Below are 20,939 nucleotides of genomic sequence, written 5' to 3'. Positions count from 1 at the left end.
GTGCTGAGATATATCCTCTGGCGGATTGCCGCCATGGTGCCGACGCTGATCGTGATTTCAGCGCTCGTTTTCACGATAATCGAACTGCCGCCTGGCGATTTCTTCGAGAGCCAGATCGCCGAACTGAGGGCGCAGGGCGAGACTGCGAACCTGCAGGAAATCGAAGAGCTCCGAAAGCAATACGGTTTCGACAAGCCCGAGATCGTTCGTTACCTTTATTGGGTCGGCGGCATGCTACAGGGGGATTTTGGCTATTCGTTCGAATACCAGCTGCCTGTTTCCGAAGTCGTCGGCGAGCGCCTGTGGCTGACGATCCTCGTTTCCTTCTCGACGATCCTGGTCACCTGGCTGATCGCCTTCCCGATCGGGATCTATTCCGCCACACATCAATATAGCTGGGGCGACTACGGGCTCACTTTCCTCGGCCTGCTCGGAATTGCCATTCCGAACTTCATGCTGGCATTGATCCTGATGTATTTCGCCAACGTCTGGTTCGGGGTCTCGATCGGCCATCTGATGGATCAGAGATATCTCAATGAGCCTATGAGTTGGGAAAAGGCGCGATCTATCCTCTCGCACCTCTGGATTCCGGTCATTATCGTCGGCACGGCCGGAACGGCAGGCATGATCCGCCGCCTGCGCGCCAATCTGCTGGACGAGATGCAGAAGCAATACGTGACGACGGCGCGCGCCAAAGGTCTTCATCCTACCCGCGCCCTCATCAAATATCCGCTGCGCATGGCACTCAACTTCTTCGTCGCCGACATCGGTTCGATCCTGCCGTCGATCATCTCCGGCGCCGAGATCGTCGCCATCGTGCTGTCGCTTGAAACGACCGGCCCGATGCTCATCAAAGCGCTCCAGAGCCAGGACATGTATCTTGCCGGTTCCTTCCTGATGTTCCTTGCCTTCCTCAACGTCATCGGTGTGCTGATATCGGATATCGCGCTGGGCTTCCTTGATCCGCGCATCCGTCTGCAGGGCAGGAGCACCAAATAATGTCCTCTTTGCCGCCGCCTGGCGCTCCATTGCCGCACTACGTTTCGACCGCGCCTTTCGACCCGATCGCTACGGAGACCATGACGGCAGCAAATTCGCGTATTCACCTTGCTTCCCAGAAGCAGCTGATGTGGTGGAAGTTCAAGCAGCACCGATTGGCGCTGGCATCTGGCATCTTCCTGCTGGCCGTCTATCTGATGATCCTGGTCGTCGAATTCCTTGCGCCCTACGGTCTGCACACGCGCAATGTGGACTACATCCACTCCCCGCCCCAGCGGGTGCACTTCTTCGACAAGGGCCAGTTCGTCGGTCCGTTTGTCTATGGCCGCACGATGCAGCTCGACCTCGACACGCTGCGGCGAATCTACACCGACAACCCGAACGATGTTCAACCGATCCGCTTTTTCTGCCGCGGTGACCCATACAAGTTCTGGGGCATCATCCCGTCCAATCTCCACCTCGTCTGCCCGGCAGAAGGCGGACAGATGTTCCTGCTCGGTACCGATCGGCTTGGACGCGACGTGCTTTCCCGCATTCTTTACGGCGCGCGGATTTCGCTGACGATCGGCCTGATCGGCATCACGATCAGCTTCGTACTCGGCATCGTCATCGGCGGTCTTGCGGGTTATTGGGGCGGCGTTTTCGACCTTGTCGTCCAGCGCCTGATCGAGGTTCTGCAGTCGCTGCCGAGCCTGCCGCTCTGGATGGCGCTTGCGGCCATCATGCCGGTGACGTGGAGCCCGATCGTCATCTATTTCGGCATCACCGTCATTCTCGGTATCATCGACTGGACCGGACTTGCGCGTGCGGTGCGCTCGAAGCTCCTGGCATTGCGTGAAGAAGACTACGTGCAGGCTGCCCAGTTGATGGGCGCGAGCACCCCCCGCATTATTGGGCGGCACCTGGTTCCCGGCTTCATGTCACATCTGATTGCCTCTGCGACAATCTCGATCCCGGGCATGATCCTTGGTGAAACCGCGCTGTCATTCCTCGGTCTCGGTCTTCGTCCTCCGATCACGAGCTGGGGCGTCCTGCTTACCGAGGCCAAGAGCGTCAGTGTCATCGCTTTTTATCCATGGCTTCTTTTCCCGATCATACCGGTCGTCCTCGTGATTTTAGCCTTCAACTTTCTGGGAGACGGATTGCGCGATGCGGCTGATCCCTACAAATAGTAGAACGCCTGGCGGAGATATCGCGCTCCGCGACTTTTCAACCTCCGGTAAACGGAGGGGCTAAGATGTCGTTCACTCCAAAGGAAATACCCATGGCCAGACGCGTGGAAGATGCTCGGATCCTGATGTACAGCCACGACACGTTTGGGCTCGGCCACCTGCGCCGCTGCCGAACAATCGCCCATGCGCTGGTCGAGGATTATCGCGGGCTAAACGTGCTGATCATCTCCGGCGCGACCATCGCCGGCGCCTTCGATTACCGGGCTCGCGTCGATTTCGTGAAGATCCCGAGCGTGATCAAGCTGCACAACGGTGAATACACATCGATGGCGAGCCATATAGACCTGCACGAAACGCTGAAGATGCGGGAATCGAGCATCCGCCATACGGCCGAGACCTTTCAGCCGGACATCTTCATCGTCGACAAGGAGCCGATGGGCCTCAAGGGCGAAGTCGAGGATACGCTTGCCTATCTCAAGGCCCAGGGTACCACGCTGGTCCTCGGTCTCCGTGAAATCATGGACGCGCCGCACCTGCTCGATGCCGAATGGAAGAGAAACGGCATCATGAAGAAGATCGAACAGTACTATGACAGCGTCTGGGTCTACGGGCCGCCGGATTTTTACGATCCCCTGATCGGCCTCGACGTCCCGCAAAGTCTGCGCCGGAAGATGGATTTCGTCGGCTTTCTTCAGCGGAGCGTCTCAAAGGACAAGAAGTCGATCAACGCCCGTAAGGACGATTATATCCTCATCACCACAGGCGGCGGCGGAGATGGTTCCGATCTCGTTCATGACGTGATGAACGCCTACGAGCATGATGCGACGCTGGAGCAAAAAGCACTGGTCGTCCTCGGACCTTACATGCCGTCAGCCGAACGGGCGAAACTTGTCGAGAAGGGCGAGAAGATTCCCTATATCGAGGTGATCGAGTTCGACAACCACATGGAAGAGCTCATCGCGGGTGCCACCGGCGTCGTCGCCATGGGCGGCTATAATACCTATTGCGAAATCCTCTCCTTCGACAAACCTGCCCTCATCGTGCCCCGGGTCAAGCCTCGCGAGGAGCAGTTGCTGCGTGCCCAGCGTGCCAGCGAACTCGGTCTTGTCGACATGCTACTTCCTGACCAATCGGCTGATCCTGCCGTCATGGCGGAGGCGCTGAAGCGTCTGCGGGAACGACAACCACCATCGAAGGGTGGATGCGATATGCAACTCGAGGGGTTAAACCATATTTCGCAAACTGTCGGCCACTGGCTCGACAATCGACGCAATCGTCTCGCCCTTGTCGGCGCAGAATAAAGAACAAAACCTTGCTCGAACGCCGGAAGATCCTCGTCGTGCTGAAAGGCTATCCACGCCTTTCGGAGACCTTCATTGCGCAGGAGCTGCTTGGGCTCGAGAAAGCAGGCTTCGATCTGACGCTGATTTCAATGAGGCGTCCGACCGACAAGAAGCGCCATCCGGTGCATGACGAAATCAAGGCACGTGTCGTCTACCTGCCGGAATACTTGCACGATGAGCCGCTCCGCGTGCTGAAAGGGCTTTTTTCCGGCTTCGGAAGGCCGGGTTTTGCAGTACTGCTGAAACGCTTCCTGATGGATTTGCCGCGCGACATGTCGCGCAACCGCTTCCGCCGCCTTGGTCAGGCGCTCGTCTTGGCGCGTGAATGGCCGGACAACGGGCAGTGGCTGCACGCACATTTCATCCACACGCCGGCATCCGTCACCGAATATGCCAGCATTCTGACCGGCGTGCCCTGGACCGTCTCGGCGCATGCCAAGGACATTTGGACTTCGCCCGACTGGGAGCTGAGCGTGAAGCTCGACAGCGCGCGCTGGGCGGTCACATGTACCAGGACCGGCTACGAGCATATGCGCAAGCTGAGCAGCCGCCCGGATTCAGTTCATCTCAGCTATCATGGACTCGATCTTGCCCGGTTCGCCCCTTTCGAAGGGCTGCGCTCGAAGCGGGATGGCACCGACCCTGCCGACCCTGTTTTTCTGTTGAGCGTCGGCCGTGCGGTGGAAAAGAAGGGCTACGACGTCCTGCTGCGCGCCCTCGCCTTGCTTCCCAAATCCCTGCACTGGCGCCTCGAGCACATCGGCGGCGGCGAGGAGCTTGCGAAACTCAAGGCGCTCGCTTCAGAACTTGGTCTCGCCGGCAAGATCACCTGGAAAGGCGCGTTGGCCCAGGAGGATGTGCTCGACCACTACCGCCGCGCCGATCTCTTCGCGCTCGCCTGTCGCATTGCGGCCAACGGTGATCGCGACGGCCTGCCGAACGTCCTCGTCGAGGCATCGAGCCAGCGTCTCGTGTGCATTTCCTCCGAGGTGTCCGGCGTTCCGGAACTTCTGACGAATGGCGAGGACGGTTTTACCGTTCCACCAGAGGACCCCCGGGCACTGGCCGGCGCGCTTGAAACAGCGATCCGTGATCCTGCGCTCCGAAGCCGCCTCGGCGACGCAGCGGAAAGACGCGTGCGCGAGCGTTTCGACTATCAGTCGAGCATAAAGCAACTGGCCCGCCTCTTTGAAGACGAATGGCAGAAGCCCTGATGACGGCAAAGAGCATTTTCTTTTATGTTCAACACCTGCTCGGCATCGGCCATATCGCCCGTGCAAGCCGCATCGCCAGCGCTCTGGCAAGGGACGGCTTCGACGTGACCGTCGTCACCGGAGGCTTGCCCGTTCCAGGTTTTCCGGGCGAAGGGGTGAAAACCGTGGCGCTGCCGCCTGTTGTCGCAAGCAATGCCGGCTTCTCGGGCCTGGCGGACGCCGAGGGCAATGTAGCCGGCGAAGCGTTTCTTTCGGCGCGTCGCGATCTGCTGCTTGCTGCTTTTGAAAAGGCAAGGCCGGATGCTGTCATCATTGAGGCCTTCCCATTCGGCAGGCGCCAGATGCGCTTCGAACTGCTGCCTTTGCTCGATTTAATCGAAAGGAGCAATCCACGGCCGAAGCTCTTCAGCTCCGTGCGCGACATCCTGCAGGAAAACCGCAAGCCGGGGCGCGACGCAGAAACCGCCGAGCTTGTGAAGCGGCATTTCGATGTCGTGCTCGTTCATGGTGATCCCGATTTCGTGCGGCTTGAAGACACCTTTCCGCTGGCGGCCGAGATCGCCCACAAGGTACGCTACACCGGCCTGGTTACGCCGCCGCCGGCCGCCGAGCCGAGCGAGACCTTTGACATTATTGCATCTGCTGGTGGCGGAGCCGTTGGCCTCGAGCTGATCCGCGCAGCGCGCGATGCGGCCGCCATGCTTCCCGAAAGCCGCCGCTGGCTGCTCGTCACCGGGCCCAATCTGCCGGAATCCGACTTCGTTTCGTTGAGCCGGGAAGCCCCTGCCAACGTCACGCTTGCGCGCTTCCGAAAGGATTTCCCCTCGCTCTTGCGTGGCGCGAAAGTCTCGATTTCACAGGCGGGCTACAATACGGTCGGCGATCTCCTGCGAACGGATTGCCGCGCGATCCTCATCCCCTTTGTTGCCGGCGGCGAGACGGAACAGACCGTGCGGGCCGAGCGCCTGCTGGCGATGGGCCTTGCTGCCATCCTCCCGGAACAGGGATTGACCGCCGAGCGGGTGGCTGCGGCGGCCACGGAGGCGCTTTCGGCGCCAGCGAGAAAGGAAGCGGAACTCGATCTGACCGGCGCCGAGACAACCGCTTCGATCATTCGCTCGATGCTCGGTTGAATTGCTCGCCTATTACGAAAGTCCTATGATATAAGTGAGCTCTGGGGAGAATCGGCATTCAACAGTAATCCGCTTCGCCTTGATTTCATTTCGACATCGGGGGGCGGTTGCATGAATCTGTTTTCTGCATCTCCTCTTCCGAACGGCCCTAGTCTCGGCCTCACTCCTTCCCAACTGGCTGACGGTTAGCAATGGAAAAAAGCCTCGCCCGCTACATCTGGTCGAACACGCGGCTGCAACAACTTTGGATACTGGCTGTCGTTGCCGTTTCGATGATCCCCTACTTCCTGTCCTTCGATCTGCCGAAACAGATCGTCAACGGACCGATTCAAGGCGATGGCTTCGACAACGCAAACGCGACGCAGACCTTCATGCATATTGCCTATGACATCCCGCTGATCGGGCATGTCGAATTCTTCGAGGGTATCCAGCTCAACCGGCTGCAGATGCTGATGGCGCTCAGCCTGGTCTTCCTGGCGCTCGTGGTTCTGAACGGCCTCTTCAAATTCTATATCAACACCTACAAGGGCCGGCTGGGCGAACGGATGCTGCGGCGTATCCGATTCGAGTTGATCGACAGGGTTCTTAGATTTCCGCCCGCTCATTTCAAGCGCGTGAAATCCGCTGAAGTTGCCACGATGATCAAGGATGAGGTGGAGCCGATGGGCGGCTTCACCGGCGATGCTTTCGTCGCGCCTGCCCTTCTCGGCGGCCAGGCGCTGACGGCACTCGCATTCATTATTGTCCAGAATTTCTGGCTGGGCATGATCGCGGCAGGGATTGTCGGCGTTCAGGCGGTCATCATTCCCCGGATGAGGAAGCGCCTGCTCGAGCTCGGCCGCCAGCGCCAGCTCACCGCCCGAGAGCTTTCCGGCCGCGTCGGCGAAATTGTCGATGGCATAGGTACGATCCACTCCAACGATACCTCGAACCTTGAACGAGCGGACATCGCCTCCCGCCTCGGCCTGATTTTCTCCATCCGCTACGATCTTTATCAGTGGAAGTTCCTGGTGAAGTTCCTGAACAACTTCCTCGCTCAGGTGACGCCCTTTCTCTTTTACGCGATCGGCGGCTATCTGGCGCTGCAGGGACGCCTCGATATCGGCCAGCTCGTCGCCGTCATCAGCGCCTATAAGGATCTTCCCGGACCACTGAAAGAACTGATCGACTGGGACCAGATGCGCCAGGACGTTCAGGTGAAATACCAGCAGGTTTATGAGCAGTTCAATGTCGAGCCGCTTATCGAGAGCCGTATCCAGGAAATCCCGACGGACACGATCGTTCCGCTGACGGCGGCGCTGGTCGTCAGCAATCTTGCCATCAGCGACGATAGCGGCGCGCGCCTGGTCAATCACGTCTCAGCCGAGATCAAGCCGAACGAGACGGTAGCGGTCGTCGGGCCGAACGGCAGCGGCGCGGAAGCCTTTGCCGACGCGCTTGGCCGCATTGTCTGGCCGGAAGCCGGCCGGATCACCATCGACGGTCGCGACCTGCTGGAGTTACCGGAGTCGATTACGGGCCGGCGCATTTCCTATGCCTCTGCCGATACCTATTTCTTCCACGGCACGCTGCGCGACAATCTTGTCTACGGTCTAAAGCATGCGCCGCTGACCGACCCCGGATACGAGGACCAGGCCGCGCAGGAATTCAAATGGCATGCGGCCGAGGCGCTCAAGGCAGGCAACCCGGTGCTCGACCTCAACAGCGACTGGGTGGACTATAGTGCGGCCGGGGCAACCGGGCCGGAAGACCTGCTAAAGGCGATCCGTCCGGTGCTCGATGCCGTCCTGATCTCGCAGGACATCCTGGACCTTGCGCTCCGCTCGACGGTCAACACCGCCGCCCATGTAGCGCTGGCCGACAGCATCGTCGATCTGCGTCGGTCGTTGCGGGAACGCATGAAAGAGGAGAGCCTCGACAACATCGTCGTGCCGTTTGACTTCGACAGCTATAATTCCCAGGCGACAGTCGGCGAGAACCTGCTTTTCGGCACGATGAAGCGGCCGATGATGACGAACCGGAGGCTTGCGGCACACCCCTATTTCCAGCAGCTTTTCCGCGAAACCGGGCTCAGCAACGACCTCTATGCGATGGGTCTGGAGATCGCCGAGAACGCTGTCGAACTCTTCCACGATCTGCCGCCGGACCACCCCTTCTTCCAGCAACTGACCTTCATGACGCCGGATGATATTCCGACCTATCAGGGATTGCTGCAAAAATTGCAGAGCCGCAGGTTCGAGGATGCGACTGCGGACGAGCGCTCGATGATTATCCGGCTGAGCTTTGCCTACATCGAGCCGCGCCACCGCTTCGGCTTGCTGACCGACGAGCTGATGGCAAAGATCGTGGCCGCCCGCAAGCAGTTCCACGAGCATATCCCGGCCGATCTCGCAGCACTCATCGAGCGCTATGATTCCGAGCGCTTCACGTCGTCAGCGTCGCTGATGGACAATGTTCTGTTCGGCCGCATCGCCTATCAGCAGGCGGACGCCTCCGACCGCATCCGCACCATCATGGCCGATCTCTTCGATGCGCTTGACCTTTATGACGACGTGCTTTCGATCGGCCTTGAATTCGACGTCGGCTCCGGCGGTAAGCGATTGACGATGGTCCAGCGCCAGAAGCTCAACCTTGCCCGTGCTCTCCTGAAACGTTCGGACTACTTCATCTTCAACCGGCCGCTTCCAGCGCTCGATCAACGTGTGCAGGACCAGATCATTCGCAATGTCATCCAGGATTTACACGAGGACGGCAAGCGCCCGGCGATCGTCTGGGTGCTTTCGAATGCAAGACTTGCGGAAATCTTCGACCGGATTTTGCTATTCGATCGTGGTGACCTGGTGGAGGCCGGAATCTATCCGGAACTTTCCGAGAAAAACGGTATGTTCAAGGAACTGTTATCGTAATATTCTATTGGGGCGGCATAGAACGGCATTCTTGCGAGGGAATGTCCGTAGAGTTTTTGAAAGCGCATTCTCCTACGGCAGGAGAGGCGGTAAGGGGTAAAACGCTCATGCTGTTGAGAGATGAAGTCGAAATGCTGCGTCGGGTGCCGATCTTTTCAAGGGTCGCCCCGGCGAAACTCAAGCTTTTGGCTTTCACCTCCGACCGGATGACCTACAAGGCCGGCCAAGATCTTTTCCAGCAAGGCGATCCCGGCGACGCCGCCTATGTCGTGCTTTCCGGCACGGCCGATATTCTCGTGCATTCGCCGGCGGGCGACATAAAGGTCGCCGATGTAGAGGTTAATTCCATCGTCGGCGAAATCGCCATTCTCTGCGACGTATCGCGCACCGCAACCGTGCGTGCGACCTCGCCGCTCGAAGTGCTGCGTATCAGCAAGGAACATTTCCTGAAGCTGCTCAGCGATTTTCCCGAGATCGCAGTCGAGATCATGCGCGTCCTTGCCGACCGGCTGAACCATACGACCGCAGAGTTGACGGCAGCCCGCGCCAAACAGCCGCAAGCGGCCTTCCAGTAAATTTCGATAGATTCCAGCTCAAAAAGCCCGCACGGCTTGCGCTGGCAAACGGGTGCCAGCGTCCAGCTGCACCTTTGCCACCCTCGAGCGTCTCGATGATCAGCAAGGCCGGCATGAAGCGCGGATCATCAGGCGCCCCGCCAGCACGATCTGCCGGCTCGGCTGCTCATTGCGCCCGGCAATTCGTTCAAGGATCAACTGTGCCGCCTGCTCCCCGATGGCATGGACCGGCTGGGCAATCACCGTCAGGTTCGGTTGGAAAACATCTGCCCAGGGGAAGTCGTCGAAGCTCGAGACCGAAATGTCGTCGGGGCAGCGCAGGCCCATGTCGCGGATCGCCCTCATAACGCCGATCACCATGAGGTTGTTGGCGGAAAAGAGCGCGCTTGGCCGCTCGGGCTGTACGAGGAGTTGCATGGCGGCATTATAAGCGTCGCGTTCCCGGAAATTACCGAACCGGATCAGTTCATCGCTTAACGGGATGCCCGCGGCTTCGAGAGCTGCTTTATAGCCGGCAAGACGGCTCCGACCGGTCCAGGTGTCGGGCGAGCCGGAAATATATCCGATCCGGCGGTGACCGAGGCCTATGAGATAGTTGATGGCGTCATGCACCGCGCGCTGATTGTCGAGCACGACGGCATCGGCATCGATGCCGTTGCAAATCCGGTCGATGAGCACGGTCGGGATGTCGGTTTTGGCGAGCGAACGTTCGAGGGCATGGTCGTCGCCGGCCGGCGCGATTATGAGGCCATCCACCATGCGGTCGACCAGGAGCGAAATCTGTTCGTCCTGCAAAACAGGATCTTCGTCGGTGCAGCAGAGCATGACCGCATAGCCCGACCGGTGAAGGACATCCTGGATCACCGAGGTCACATCGGTGAAAAAGGGGTTGGTGATATCGGCGATGACGAGGCCGACTGTCTTGGTGGTACCCATTTTCAGGCTGCGGGCGATGGCATTGCGCTTGTATCCGATCGACTGGATTGCATGCTCAATCCTGCCACGCAGCTCAGTGCTGACCGGTGCCGTGCCGTTGACGAAGGCGGAGACGGTCGCAACCGAGACTCGCGCTGTCGCCGCGACGTCGAGCATCGTCGGTGCCGATTTTCTTCGCTTTGACGAAACCGGGTCCATTTTCGAAACGTTTAGAATGCCAATTTCGCTAATACTTACGGTATTGGTGTCTTTTCGGCAATATCGCAGAACCCGCCATCCTTGGAATCCCTTGACATAATCTAAACGTTTAGATTAGCTTTCATCCATCGCTTGCAGCCGCCGCGGGACAGAGATGGGGGGAGGCCGTCATTGTCATGCAGGACGACGCGAATGCTTTTCCCGGGGGCGTCGTTGCGCCTCTTCTCCCTGGCGCGCCATTGCTCGCTGCCAAGGACATTTTCAAGACATTCGGCGGCATCACGGCGCTTGGCGGCGTGAGCTTCGACCTTGTGTCCGGCGAGATCCACTCGCTGATGGGGGAGAACGGCGCCGGCAAGTCGACACTGATGAAGATCCTGTCCGGCGTTTATTCCGACTACGACGGAACGATCAAGATCGACGGCAGTAGGATGCGCTTTGCCAGCGTGCGAGATGCCGAGGCGGCCGGTGTGGCAATCATCCACCAGGAGCTCAATCTCGTCCCTGAACTGACCGTCGCCGAGAACATGTTCCTCGGGCGCGAGCCGCTGATTGGCGGCCTTTTCGTTGACCGCAAGACCTGCACTCGCGAAGCACGGACGCTGCTTGCCCGCCTCGGTATAGCACTCGACCCGGAGGCGCGGATCAGCACGCTGAGGGTTGGCGAGCAGCAGCTCGTCGAGATCGCGAAAGCGCTCTCGCTCGATGCTCGCGTTCTGATCATGGACGAGCCGACGTCTGCTCTGTCGCCCGGCGAATGCGAGCGATTGTTCGCGATCATGCGGCAGCTCGCCGCCTCGGGGGTCGGCATCATTTACATATCCCACCGCATCGACGAGGTGATGCAGTTGAGCGATCGGGTGACGGTGTTCCGCGACGGTCGTCACGTTTGGACCAGGGCAATGGCTGACATTGACGAGGATCAGATCATCTCCGCCATGGTGGGGCGCAATCTCCACCGGTCCGAACACGCCCGGGACGGCGCCGATGTGGGTCGCGCGGCCGTGCTTTCGGTTCGCGACCTCGCGCTCGCGATTTCCGATCGCCGCGGCTGGAAGCAGGTGCTGCGGGGCGTCACCTTCGAGGTCGCAGCCGGTGAAATTCTCGGGATCGGCGGCTTGCTCGGCGCAGGCCGGACGGAAATCCTGCAGGCGATCACGGGCGCGACGGAAGGACAGGTCGGCGGGCAGATTCTCATCGAAGGCAGGCCGGTTACCGTGACCTCGCCGGTCGATGCGCGTCGCCTCGGCATTGCCTATGTCACCGAGGACCGGAAGGTGCAGGGACTGCATCTTCACGATACGATCACCGACAATGTCGCGCTTCCGCGCGTCGGACGGCTGGCGCGCTTCGGCATCCGCGATTTTTCCGGCGAGGAGGCGCTGGCGGCGAACGCCGTCCGAACGCTCGGCATCCGGGCGTCCGGCACGGATCAGGTGACCGGTACGCTGTCGGGCGGCAATCAGCAGAAAGTGGTGATCGGCAAATGCCTTGCCGCCGATCCGCGGATCCTGCTTCTCGACGAACCGACCCGTGGCATCGATGTCGGCGCCAAGAGTGAGATCTACGAGCTGATCTTCCGGCTCGCTGGCGAGGGCATGGCAATTGTTGTGGTGAGTTCGGAAATGCCGGAGCTGCTGCATCTGGCGGACCGCATCCTCGTCATGTCGGAAGGCCGGCAGACCGGCATTCTCGACCGGGGCATGGCAAGCGAGGAGCGTATCATGCAGCTCGCAGCGCCGCGTTCGCTGAGAAGGCAGGGAAAGGTGACTGCATGACGGTCATGAAACTCGTCTCACGCACGAAGCTTTACTGGGGGCTGATCGCCATCTTCCTGATCGGCGTGACTTTGTCGCCCGTGACCTCGTCGGGAAGGAACATCTTCCTTTCGAGCGGCAACCTGCTCGATGTGCTTCGGCAGGTTTCCACGACAGGGCTGATCGCTACCGGGATGACGGCCGTCATCATCACCGGCGGTATCGATCTCTCGGTCGGTTCACTGATGGCGATCTGCAGCGTCATCTGCGCCATGCTGCTTACCGTGCCGGGCGATACGCCCGCCTTCTTCGTCGGCGTTCCTGCCGCGCTGCTGGCAGCCCTCGTGATCGGTGCGGCGGTGACACGCTTCGTCTTCCTGAACATCGAGAAGAGCCGCACCGGCGTCGCCCATGGCCGCGACCTCACGCTCGATGCGACACGCGGCATCTATGTTCCGGCTTTCGTCGGTCTCGGCATCGCAGCACTTCTGCTCTTCTTCCTGCTACCGCAGAGCGAGAGCAAATTCGGTGTGCTCGGCGTGCTCTTGGTCGTGCCGGCGGTGGGGCTGCTCTTCGGAGCTATCAACGGCGTGATCATCGTGGTGGGCCGGCTGCAGCCTTTTATCGTGACACTGGCGATGATGGTAACGGCGCTCGGCATCGCGCGCCTGACGGCGGGACAGAACAATGCGGTGCTACCCGTCTATACCGGCTCCAATGCGACGGCTGATTTCGATATCTTGCGCTCGCTCGTCTTCGGCATCATCCCGATGCCCGGCATCTTCTTCATAACCGCAATCGTGCTCTACGGCGTGGTGCTGAAGTTCACGCCCTTCGGCCGCTTCGTCTATGCGATCGGCGGCAACGAGGAGGCGGCGCGGCTATCGGGCATCGACAGCGGCAGGGTCAAGATCGTCGCCTATGCCATGTCCGGTCTGCTCGCGGGCATCGCAGCGATCCTCTATGTCGCGCAATATCGGCAGGGAAAGCCCGATGCGGGAGCGGGACTGGAACTCGATGCGATCGCCGCGGTGGTGATCGGCGGCACCAGCCTCATGGGTGGCCGCGGCAGCCTGGCCGGCACCTTCTGCGGCGTGCTGATCTTCGGCCTGCTATCCAACATCCTGCAACTCCACAACATCAACTCGAACCTTCAGCTTGTGCTGAAGGGTCTCATCATCATCGGCACGGTGCTCGTTCAGGAGCGCAATGCACGCGATATTCTTGCGCGTTTCCGGCTCACCATGCCGCGGCACGCGAGATCGGAGGCGTCCGGGGAGGAGCGTCCGCCTAAGGAGACTATGTCTCTCAACACTGGAGGAAACGGAAATGAAACGTCGTGACATGTTGAAGATGGCGGTCGTTACAGCCGCGCTTTTCGCCACCACATCGCTTGTCGCCTCGCATGACGCGATGGCGCAGGACAAGAAGTTCCGCATCGGGTTCTCGCAGGCGACCACGATCGAGCCCTGGCGCGCCCAGTTCAACAAGGACATCATCGCTGAGGCTGCCAACCATCCCGAGGTCGAACTGATCATCACCGATGGCGAGGACAAGACGGAAAAGCAGGTGGCCGATGTCGAGAACCTGATCCGCCAGGAAGTTGATGCCATTCTGATCTCGCCGAAGGAATCCGCCGGGCTGACCGGCGTCGTGCTGCAGGCGATAGACGCCAAGATCCCCGTCTTCGTGCTCGACCGCAACGTCGACACCGACAAATACATCCAGTTCGTCGGCGGCGACAACAAGCTGATCGGCCGTGCGGCAGGCGAATATGCGGTGGAACTGCTCGGCGGCAAGGGAAAGGCGACAGGCAACGTCGTGGAGATCTGGGGCGGCATGGGCACGCAGCCGGCGCATGACCGGCACGACGGTTTCCATGAGTTCACCGACAAGGAGCCGGGCATCAAGAACCTGCTCGACCAGCAGTCGGGCGATTGGAAGCAGGACCAGGCCTATAACATCATGGCGACCGCGTTGCGCAACAACGAGAAGATCGATCTCGTTTACGGCCATAACGACCCAATGGCGTATGGCGCTTATCTCGCCGCCAAAGATGCTGGCCGCGAGAAGGAAATCAAGTTCATCGGCATTGATGCGCTGCCGGGCGAAGGCGTGACCTGGGTAAAGAATGGTGAACTGACTGCCACCTTCCTCTACGCTACTCCGGGTGCGGAAGGCCTGCGTCAGGCGATCAAGCATCTTAACGGCGAAAAGGTAGAAAAGACCGTCGTCCTCGATACGATGAAGGTAACCAAGGAGAATGCCGAACAGGTGCTCAAGGAAAAGGGCATGTAAGTCCGGTGCTGGACGAAAACGGACCGGCGTGCAGCGCCGGTCCGCGCTCTTTAGTAGGCGTGCTTCGTCAAGAACCTTGGAAGCGTCTCCGTTCTGCGAAGGTGACTGGACGCCTCACGCGAGCGACCGGAACCTCAGTGCTGTCTAGCGCGATGATGGTCGCTGGCGGCGGCCGCCGCAGGGCATCCTCAGCTGCTCTGCCGCGCCGCATCTTCGAGCTTTGAGCGCAGCCACCGATGGGCTGGGTCATGACCAAAGCGATTGTGCCACACCATTTGAACGGGCGTCGCAGGCGCCGACCAAGGCAACTCCGAGACCGCCACGGAACCCGATCTGAGAAAAACGTCAGCCAGTCTGGCGGGGGCGATGGCCGCCGCTGACGTTCCGGCCAGCAGCGTGGGAAGCGCGAGGAAGTGCGGCTGGACGACCTTCAGGTTCGGCGTCGCGCCGATCTTCGCGAACTCTCCCGCAAGCGTCGCGCGATCAAACATTTCCGTCCGCCGGGTCAAGCCGCGCTCGGATATCTGCCCATCCTCGATGCCGCCCGCTGCCACCACAAAGAGAGGAAGGGCGGAAAGCTGATCGACGGTGATGCGGCGACCGGCAAGGGGGTGATCAGGGGCAACCATCGCCACGTCCCGCTCATCAAAGAGCAGCTGGGCACGAAGACGATGGGGAATGTCCGAGAAGGAACCGAGAGCCACGTCAACCCGTCCCACATCTATCTGTGCTGTCAGGTCGATCCTTGTCGCAGGCAGGATCGTCACGCCCGCATGCGGTGCAAGTGACGCCAGGGTCCGAAGGAAATGCGGGACCACCACGGCCGTCATATAATCCGTCGCCGCGATGCAGAATTGGCGAGCAGAGGTTTCAGGTTCGAAGACCGGGGAACCTATCGCCCGCTCGGCAGCCACCAGCGCATCCCGCACCAGTGGCGCCATTTCGGTCGCGCGCGCTGTCGGCGCCATTCCCGCAGCTGTACGGACGAAAAGCTCGTCGTTCAACAGGGCGCGCAGCCGAGAGAGCGCGTGACTGACCGCCGAGGGGCTAAGCCCAATCGCCTGGCCGGCACGAAGCACGTTTCGTTCCCGCATCACCGCATCGAAAACGACAAGAAGATTGAGGTCGAGGTTGTTCATGCGTTCACAAGGTCTCCGACAATAATGCATGCCATGCATTTTCATATTGTCAACATTGCACTTCCTGAAACGGGCCGGCCGGGCGATGCTCGGGGCGTCGAACTACTTAACGGACACCAGCGATGACCAGCGACCCAGATACAGTCTCCGCCGTTGACCACGTCATGCGCGGTCGGTTTGCCAACCGGTTCTACGTGGATCGCCCTGTAGGCTTTGCGACGGTCACCCAGATCATTGACGTAGCACGTCATGCCGCGACAGGAGGGAATGTGCAGCCCTGGCGGGTACATCTGGTGACGGGCCATGCCAAAGCGGCGCTGGTCGGAGCGATCGGAGTTGCGCATGAGACCGAGGCCGGTGCCCATTCAGCCGAATACAATTATTTCCCGGAAAATCTGCCGGAGCTTTATGCGTCGCGCCGGCGGGAGTTCGGCGCCGTCTTTTATGGGTCGATTGGCATTGACGCCAAGGATCAAGCCGCGCGCGCCGCGCAGACCGCGCGCAACTACCGGTTCTTCGGCGCTCCGGTCGGCCTCATCTTCACGATCGATCGACACCTGGAAAAGGGAAGCTGGCTCGACCTTGGCATGTTCATTCAGAACGTGATGCTGGCGGCGCGGGCACGCGGTTTCGACACCTGCGCCCAAGAATTCTTCGCCCGCTACCATGCCGTCATCCGCCACCATCTGCCGCTTGCGCCGGAGGAGATGGTGGTCTGCGGCATGTCGATGGGATTTGCCGACCCCGAATGGTCACAGCGACGACCGCCGATGCCGAAAGCGCCGATCGAAGACATCGCTTCATTTCACGGCTTCTAAGCCCTTCCTGGAGGAACTTTCATGACTGAACGTGACGAACTGATCGAGGCAACAATTGCTTTCATCGATCAAATAAAAGACAAGACGCCGGGCGCGGAAATGGAGCGTTGGCTGAACGACAAGCACGGTCCTGGCAATGCAGTCTACGAAGACCTCGCGCGCCGTGTGAGGCGCGGCGTCGAGGACGGCTGGGCAGCCGACGTCGAGATCGGCGGGCGGCATTACCGGCGCAGCCGTCTTCTCGAGCCTTCCGCGAGAACGCATTATTTCAGTCTAACGACCGTCTACATGGACAGCCGTCAGGGCCGCCTCCCCGCCGACCAGAAGCCGGATTTGGCTCACGCTTTCCGGGGAGACTATCATCTCCATCCGTATGGCGAGTTCAACCTCGTTGTGCCATTGGAGCCGACCGCCGAACTGATGGGGCCGCTGGGATGGCGGCATGCCGGATGGACGGCGCCCGCCCCCGGCAGCCATCACTATCCCGAGGCCAGGGGCGGCGCGCTGATCGCCTTCTTCCTCCTGCCTTCCGGGCGCATCTCCTACGACATCGAGGCACCGGACAGCTGACTTGGTCTATCAGACCGGAACGCACGCTTGTCGTCGATGGTTAAATGGCCGAGCGGCAGTCTTCCTGTCCGGCTAGGATTGATGAGGTGACCGTGCTGGAGCAGCACGGTCACCGTTACTAACGGTAAACGGGAAAGCTTGACTGGCGACCCCGATGGCTTTTCTGAAAACCCACCTAAGCACCCTTTGGATTCTAATCGCGATGGACGAGGCATGGCACTTCCGCTTGCCTGGCTATTCGGCTGATTAGGCCCGGAGACGGATGTATACGTCCCCTACTCCTGACACGGCGGTCAACGACCCAGGAAATCGATTCCAGATCCGTAAAGCGGGGAGCCCCTGATTGAAAGGAGCGGCTATTCGATATATATGACAGAATTGAAAATCTTTGAGGAATTCATGCAAGTCGAGCTTCCGATCGAAACTATCGCAGAAAGCAGTTACCGGCGGATACGCGGCGACATCATTTTTGGCCGGCTGGTTCCGGGCCAGAAGCTGAAACTCGATAATTTGAAGGCCTCCTACGAGACCAGCGTCAGCACGTTGCGGGAGATCCTGAACCGCCTGACATCCGAAGGGCTTGTTGTGGCGGAAGGCCAGCGCGGTTTCGACGTTGCGCCGATGTCGGTTGCCGACCTTCGGGAGATTGCAGCACTTCGGCTATTGTTGGAGGAGCACGCACTTGAGCAGTCGTTTGACCAGGGCGACGTGGAATGGGAGGCTCGGCTCGTGTCCGCCCATTACAAACTGGCGCGAATGGAAAAGATGATGGCTTCGGGCGACACCAGCAGAGCCGAAGACTGGAAACGCTACGACTGGGAATTTCATCAGGCCCTGATATCCGCCTGCGGATCCCGTCTGCTCATGGAGACACATTCCGCCGTCTTCGACAAATATTTGCGGTATCAGATGGTTGCCCTCTCTTATCGTGGAGATGTCGCAGAACAGGAGCATAGGCAGCTTCTGGGCGCCGCTTTGCAGCGTGACAGCAAGACCGCAAAGAAAGTCCTTCAGCGCCACATCCAGGCAGGGGTGGAGCACGCGCTCGGAAAAGGACTGCTATCGGCCCTTCCCTCGCAAGCAGGATAGCGTCTTGCGGCACTCGCATGCTTGCGCGAAGCAGAGGATTACATGCTCAAAAATACTGGTGAACCTTCGGAGACCGTGAGCGACGTCGTGTTCCGGCAGATCCGTCAGGATATCATCTCGGGGGCCCTGGCGCCCGGTGCGAAGATCAAACTGGAGCAAGCCAAGGAACGCTACTCGATCAGCATTTCGTCGCTGCGCGAAATACTGAGTCGCCTGACCACGGAAAACCTAGTGCTGGCGGAGGGGCAGCGCGGCTTCGAGGTCAGCCCTGCATCCCGCAAAGAGCTTGAAGAACTCGCCGACCTGCGCACGGTGCTGGAAACCCATGCGATCGGCCTGTCCTTCGCGGCCGGAAATCTCGAATGGGAGGGGCGCATCGTTGCAGCCCACCACAAGCTGGCGGCCGCGGAGAGGAAGTTGCTTGCAGGCGATGCGTCACGCACCATCGACTGGGTTCGCTATGACTGGGAATTTCACCAGGCGATCGTCTCAGCCTGCAATTCCGCGACGCTGATGGCGGCGCTTTCTTCCGTGTTCGACCGGTTTTTGCGTTATCACATGCTGGCCCAGAGCTTTCGCGGCAAGGCCGTCGTCGACGACCACAAGCTCCTGTTCGAGCTCGCCTTGAAGCGCGACATCGAGGGGGCTCGAGCCGTCATCCGCCGGCACGTCGAGAGCGGCGTGGAGCATGTCCTGAAAAGCGGGCGCATTGCCTGACTTCAGGCATCAACCGGCGTCCTTGGGAATGCCCTCCGGCCGCATCTGCTTCTTGAGCGCGGCAATGCGGAAAATGGCATTGGACGCACCATAGCCGCGGTAGCCGCGGCGCTCGACAATTTCGAAGAAGAAGCCCTCGCCATATGTGCCGCTATAGAGCTGGAAATATTCGCCATGCTCGTCGCGGTCATAGAGGATGTTTTCTGTTTTCAGCCGCTCGGTGAGGTCGGGCTCCAGACCGAAGCGGGCCTCGACGTCATCGTAGTAGTTTGGCGAGATATGGAGCGCCTTGAAACCTCCCACCCGAAGAGTATGGGCGGTGGCGAATATATCGTTGGTCGAGAAGGCCAGATGTTGGATTCCCGAGCCGAATTTCTCGGCGATGAAATGACCGGCGAGCGTGCGGCGATTTTCCGCCCCGTTCATCGTGATGCGCAGCGTACCGGACTCATTTTCGACAACCTGGCTGCGCACGACACCGCTCGGATCGATGATATCGACCATGGGCGTCTTCCTGGTCTCGAAGATCGAGGTGTAGAAGAGCAGCCAGGTCAGCATTTCGTCATAGGCAACTGTCTGGGCGATATGATCGATCTGCTGCAGGCCGGCACCAGCAGCACGACCATTCTTCTCCGAAACGGGCTCGAAATCGATTTCCGAGAAACGGCCGAGCGGGCTCTTGTCATCGATGAGGTAGACGAGGCCGCCGCCGACGCCGCGAATGGCGGGAAACTCCAGTTCCCCATCGGCGACAGGCTGGCGGAAGGGCTCGGCATCGAGCGCCAGCGCCCGGCGATACGCCTCGGCAGCATCATCCACGACGAGCGCCAGCGCATAGGCAGATGTACCGTGGACCGCATAGGCCGCGTTCGCAAAGCCAGCGGTATCAACATTGACGAGAATGCGGATGCCGCCCTGTTCGAACAGCGTCACCTTCTTGGAGCGATGGACGGCAGCCTTGCGGAAGCCGAGAGCGCCGAGCAGGGCGACCAGCTCGACGGCCTCATCTTCATCGGTGGCAAATTCGACGAAACCGACACCTTTGACAGCAGCGCGTTCTGGCATGGGAACGCCGATCGGCGTCCGGACGCTCCGGCGAACCTGATCGGCCAGATAGATCAGTGACCGGTGGCCATCGGCGGCAATTGCCCGCGTCGAGCCGCCCCGGAACTGGTCATTGAAGATCTCCAGCGAGAAATAACCATCATAGCCTGTCGAGGCCACAGCCTCGGTAAAGGCCGTGACGGGCAGATCGCCTTCGCCCGGCATATTGCGGAAATGGCGGCTCCAATAGAGCAGATCCATGTCGATCAGCGGCGCATCCGCCAGTTGGACGATGAAGATCTTCTCCTTTGGAATCGAACGGATCGAGTTGATGTCGATCTTTCGTGACAGGGAATGGAAGCTATCGAGAATAAGTCCGACATTGGGATGATCGGCGCGGCGTACGATCTCCCAGGCGTCGCGATGGTCGTTGACATAACGCCCCCAGGCGAGCGCTTCGTAACCTATCTTCAGGCCACGTTTGGCTGCTCGCTCGCCAAGCTCGTGAAAATCGGCGACCGCGCGGTCAATGCCGCCGAGGGCCGCCTGCGAGACGTTCGAGCAGACGAGAACCATGTCGGTTCCGAGTTCCTGCATGACGTCGAACTTGCGTTCGGCCCGGTCGAAGGTGCGGCTTCGAAGCGCATCCGGCATGCCTTCGAAATCGCGGAAGGGCTGAAAGAGCGTTATTTTCAGCCCCAGGTCATTCGCCATCCTGCCAACATCGGCAGGGCTCCCGTCGAAGGCCAGGAAGTCGTTCTCGAAGATCTCGACGCCATCGAAGCCCGCCTGCGCGATGGCTTCGAGTTTCTCCGGCAGTTCACCGCTCAGCGTTACCGTCGCAATCGAGGTCTTCATGATCAACAACCCTTTCCATCGGCAAGACGAGGGCCAGTTGGCTGACTTGCATATAGCCGCCAACCTCCTCCTCATGGCATTATGTCAAATGTCGTGAGCATTTCAATTCAATTGATCAAATCGAAAGTATCATATGATTTTGAAAAACTCTGTTGATTTACGCCTGTTCCTCT

The 20,939-nt window shown here is 59.9% G+C and carries 17 protein-coding genes; 14 read left to right on the top strand and 3 right to left on the bottom strand.

Features of this window, described 5'->3' with window-relative positions:
- From HGP14_RS11560 to HGP14_RS11530, 7 genes are all read left to right on the top strand, one after another.
- Nucleotides 1–999, top strand: coding sequence for an ABC transporter permease (locus tag HGP14_RS11560; RefSeq protein WP_168829978.1), 999 nt, complete (start codon nucleotides 1–3; stop codon nucleotides 997–999).
- Nucleotides 999–2,171 (top strand): ABC transporter permease, encoded by a 1,173-nt coding sequence (locus HGP14_RS11555; RefSeq protein ID WP_168829977.1) that lies wholly within the window; start codon nucleotides 999–1,001, stop codon nucleotides 2,169–2,171. The genes HGP14_RS11560 and HGP14_RS11555 overlap by 1 nt, the downstream gene beginning before the upstream one ends.
- Before the next feature lie 92 nt (nucleotides 2,172–2,263).
- Entirely contained in the window at nucleotides 2,264–3,472 is a 1,209-nt protein-coding gene (locus HGP14_RS11550; protein WP_168829976.1) for a glycosyltransferase family protein, read from the top strand.
- 11 nt (nucleotides 3,473–3,483) lie between these two features.
- The gene (locus HGP14_RS11545; RefSeq protein ID WP_168829975.1) at nucleotides 3,484–4,728 is read left to right on the top strand and encodes a glycosyltransferase; all 1,245 of its coding nucleotides are present in this window, start codon (nucleotides 3,484–3,486) and stop codon (nucleotides 4,726–4,728) included.
- On the top strand, nucleotides 4,728–5,861 hold the full coding sequence (locus HGP14_RS11540) for a glycosyltransferase family protein (protein ID WP_168829974.1): 1,134 nt from the start codon (nucleotides 4,728–4,730) through the stop codon (nucleotides 5,859–5,861). The genes HGP14_RS11545 and HGP14_RS11540 overlap by 1 nt, the downstream gene beginning before the upstream one ends.
- Nucleotides 5,862–6,052: 191 nt before the next feature.
- Entirely contained in the window at nucleotides 6,053–8,767 is a 2,715-nt protein-coding gene (locus tag HGP14_RS11535; protein ID WP_168829973.1) for an ABC transporter transmembrane domain-containing protein, read from the top strand.
- 107 nt (nucleotides 8,768–8,874) lie between these two features.
- Nucleotides 8,875–9,342 carry a cyclic nucleotide-binding domain-containing protein gene (locus HGP14_RS11530; RefSeq protein WP_168829972.1) on the top strand — a complete coding sequence of 156 codons (468 nt, stop codon included), beginning with the start codon at nucleotides 8,875–8,877 and terminating at the stop codon, nucleotides 9,340–9,342.
- Nucleotides 9,343–9,441: 99 nt separating this feature from the next.
- On the opposite strand, the gene HGP14_RS11525 is transcribed toward HGP14_RS11530, so the two are convergent.
- Nucleotides 9,442–10,434, bottom strand: coding sequence for a LacI family DNA-binding transcriptional regulator (locus HGP14_RS11525; protein ID WP_168829971.1), 993 nt, complete (start codon nucleotides 10,432–10,434; stop codon nucleotides 9,442–9,444).
- Nucleotides 10,435–10,652: 218 nt separating this feature from the next.
- Between HGP14_RS11525 and HGP14_RS11520 the strand changes: the two genes are divergently transcribed.
- From HGP14_RS11520 to HGP14_RS11510, 3 genes are read left to right on the top strand one after another with little or no spacing between them, the layout of a single operon-like run.
- Nucleotides 10,653–12,254: a sugar ABC transporter ATP-binding protein gene (locus HGP14_RS11520; protein WP_168829970.1), complete on the top strand. Its 1,602-nt coding sequence runs from the start codon at nucleotides 10,653–10,655 to the stop codon at nucleotides 12,252–12,254.
- Nucleotides 12,251–13,576, top strand: coding sequence for an ABC transporter permease (locus tag HGP14_RS11515; protein ID WP_168829969.1), 1,326 nt, complete (start codon nucleotides 12,251–12,253; stop codon nucleotides 13,574–13,576). Before HGP14_RS11520 ends, HGP14_RS11515 begins: the two co-directional genes overlap by 4 nt.
- Entirely contained in the window at nucleotides 13,563–14,531 is a 969-nt protein-coding gene (locus HGP14_RS11510) for a substrate-binding domain-containing protein (protein ID WP_168829968.1), read from the top strand. Before HGP14_RS11515 ends, HGP14_RS11510 begins: the two co-directional genes overlap by 14 nt.
- A 188-nt stretch (nucleotides 14,532–14,719) precedes the next feature.
- Here HGP14_RS11510 and HGP14_RS11505 read toward each other — a convergent pair whose 3' ends face one another.
- Nucleotides 14,720–15,670, bottom strand: coding sequence for a LysR family transcriptional regulator (locus HGP14_RS11505; protein WP_168829967.1), 951 nt, complete (start codon nucleotides 15,668–15,670; stop codon nucleotides 14,720–14,722).
- Between the two features lie 122 nt (nucleotides 15,671–15,792).
- Between HGP14_RS11505 and HGP14_RS11500 the strand changes: the two genes are divergently transcribed.
- The 4 genes from HGP14_RS11500 to HGP14_RS11485 all read left to right on the top strand — a co-directional run bounded on the left by HGP14_RS11500 (nucleotide 15,793) and on the right by HGP14_RS11485 (nucleotide 18,864).
- The gene (locus tag HGP14_RS11500; RefSeq protein ID WP_168829966.1) at nucleotides 15,793–16,488 is read left to right on the top strand and encodes a nitroreductase; all 696 of its coding nucleotides are present in this window, start codon (nucleotides 15,793–15,795) and stop codon (nucleotides 16,486–16,488) included.
- A gap of 21 nt (nucleotides 16,489–16,509) precedes the next feature.
- Nucleotides 16,510–17,058, top strand: coding sequence for a DUF4863 family protein (locus HGP14_RS11495; RefSeq protein WP_168829965.1), 549 nt, complete (start codon nucleotides 16,510–16,512; stop codon nucleotides 17,056–17,058).
- Nucleotides 17,059–17,457: 399 nt separating this feature from the next.
- A complete protein-coding gene (locus HGP14_RS11490; protein ID WP_168829964.1) occupies nucleotides 17,458–18,147 on the top strand; it encodes a GntR family transcriptional regulator in 690 nt (229 codons plus the stop codon).
- A 42-nt stretch (nucleotides 18,148–18,189) separates the two neighbouring features.
- Complete coding sequence (locus tag HGP14_RS11485) at nucleotides 18,190–18,864, top strand: GntR family transcriptional regulator (protein WP_168829963.1); 675 nt, start codon at nucleotides 18,190–18,192, stop codon at nucleotides 18,862–18,864.
- A 9-nt stretch (nucleotides 18,865–18,873) separates the two neighbouring features.
- Here the strand turns inward: HGP14_RS11485 and HGP14_RS11480 are convergent, their stop codons facing one another.
- Entirely contained in the window at nucleotides 18,874–20,766 is a 1,893-nt protein-coding gene (locus HGP14_RS11480) for a bifunctional sugar phosphate isomerase/epimerase/4-hydroxyphenylpyruvate dioxygenase family protein (protein WP_168829962.1), read from the bottom strand.
- Nucleotides 20,767–20,939: the final 173 nt, after the last annotated feature.

The sequence above is a fragment of the Rhizobium sp. P32RR-XVIII genome, assembly GCF_012641395.1.
Classification (GTDB): Bacteria; Pseudomonadota; Alphaproteobacteria; order Rhizobiales; family Rhizobiaceae; genus Rhizobium.
This window is presented reverse-complemented; position numbering and strand designations above follow the sequence as displayed.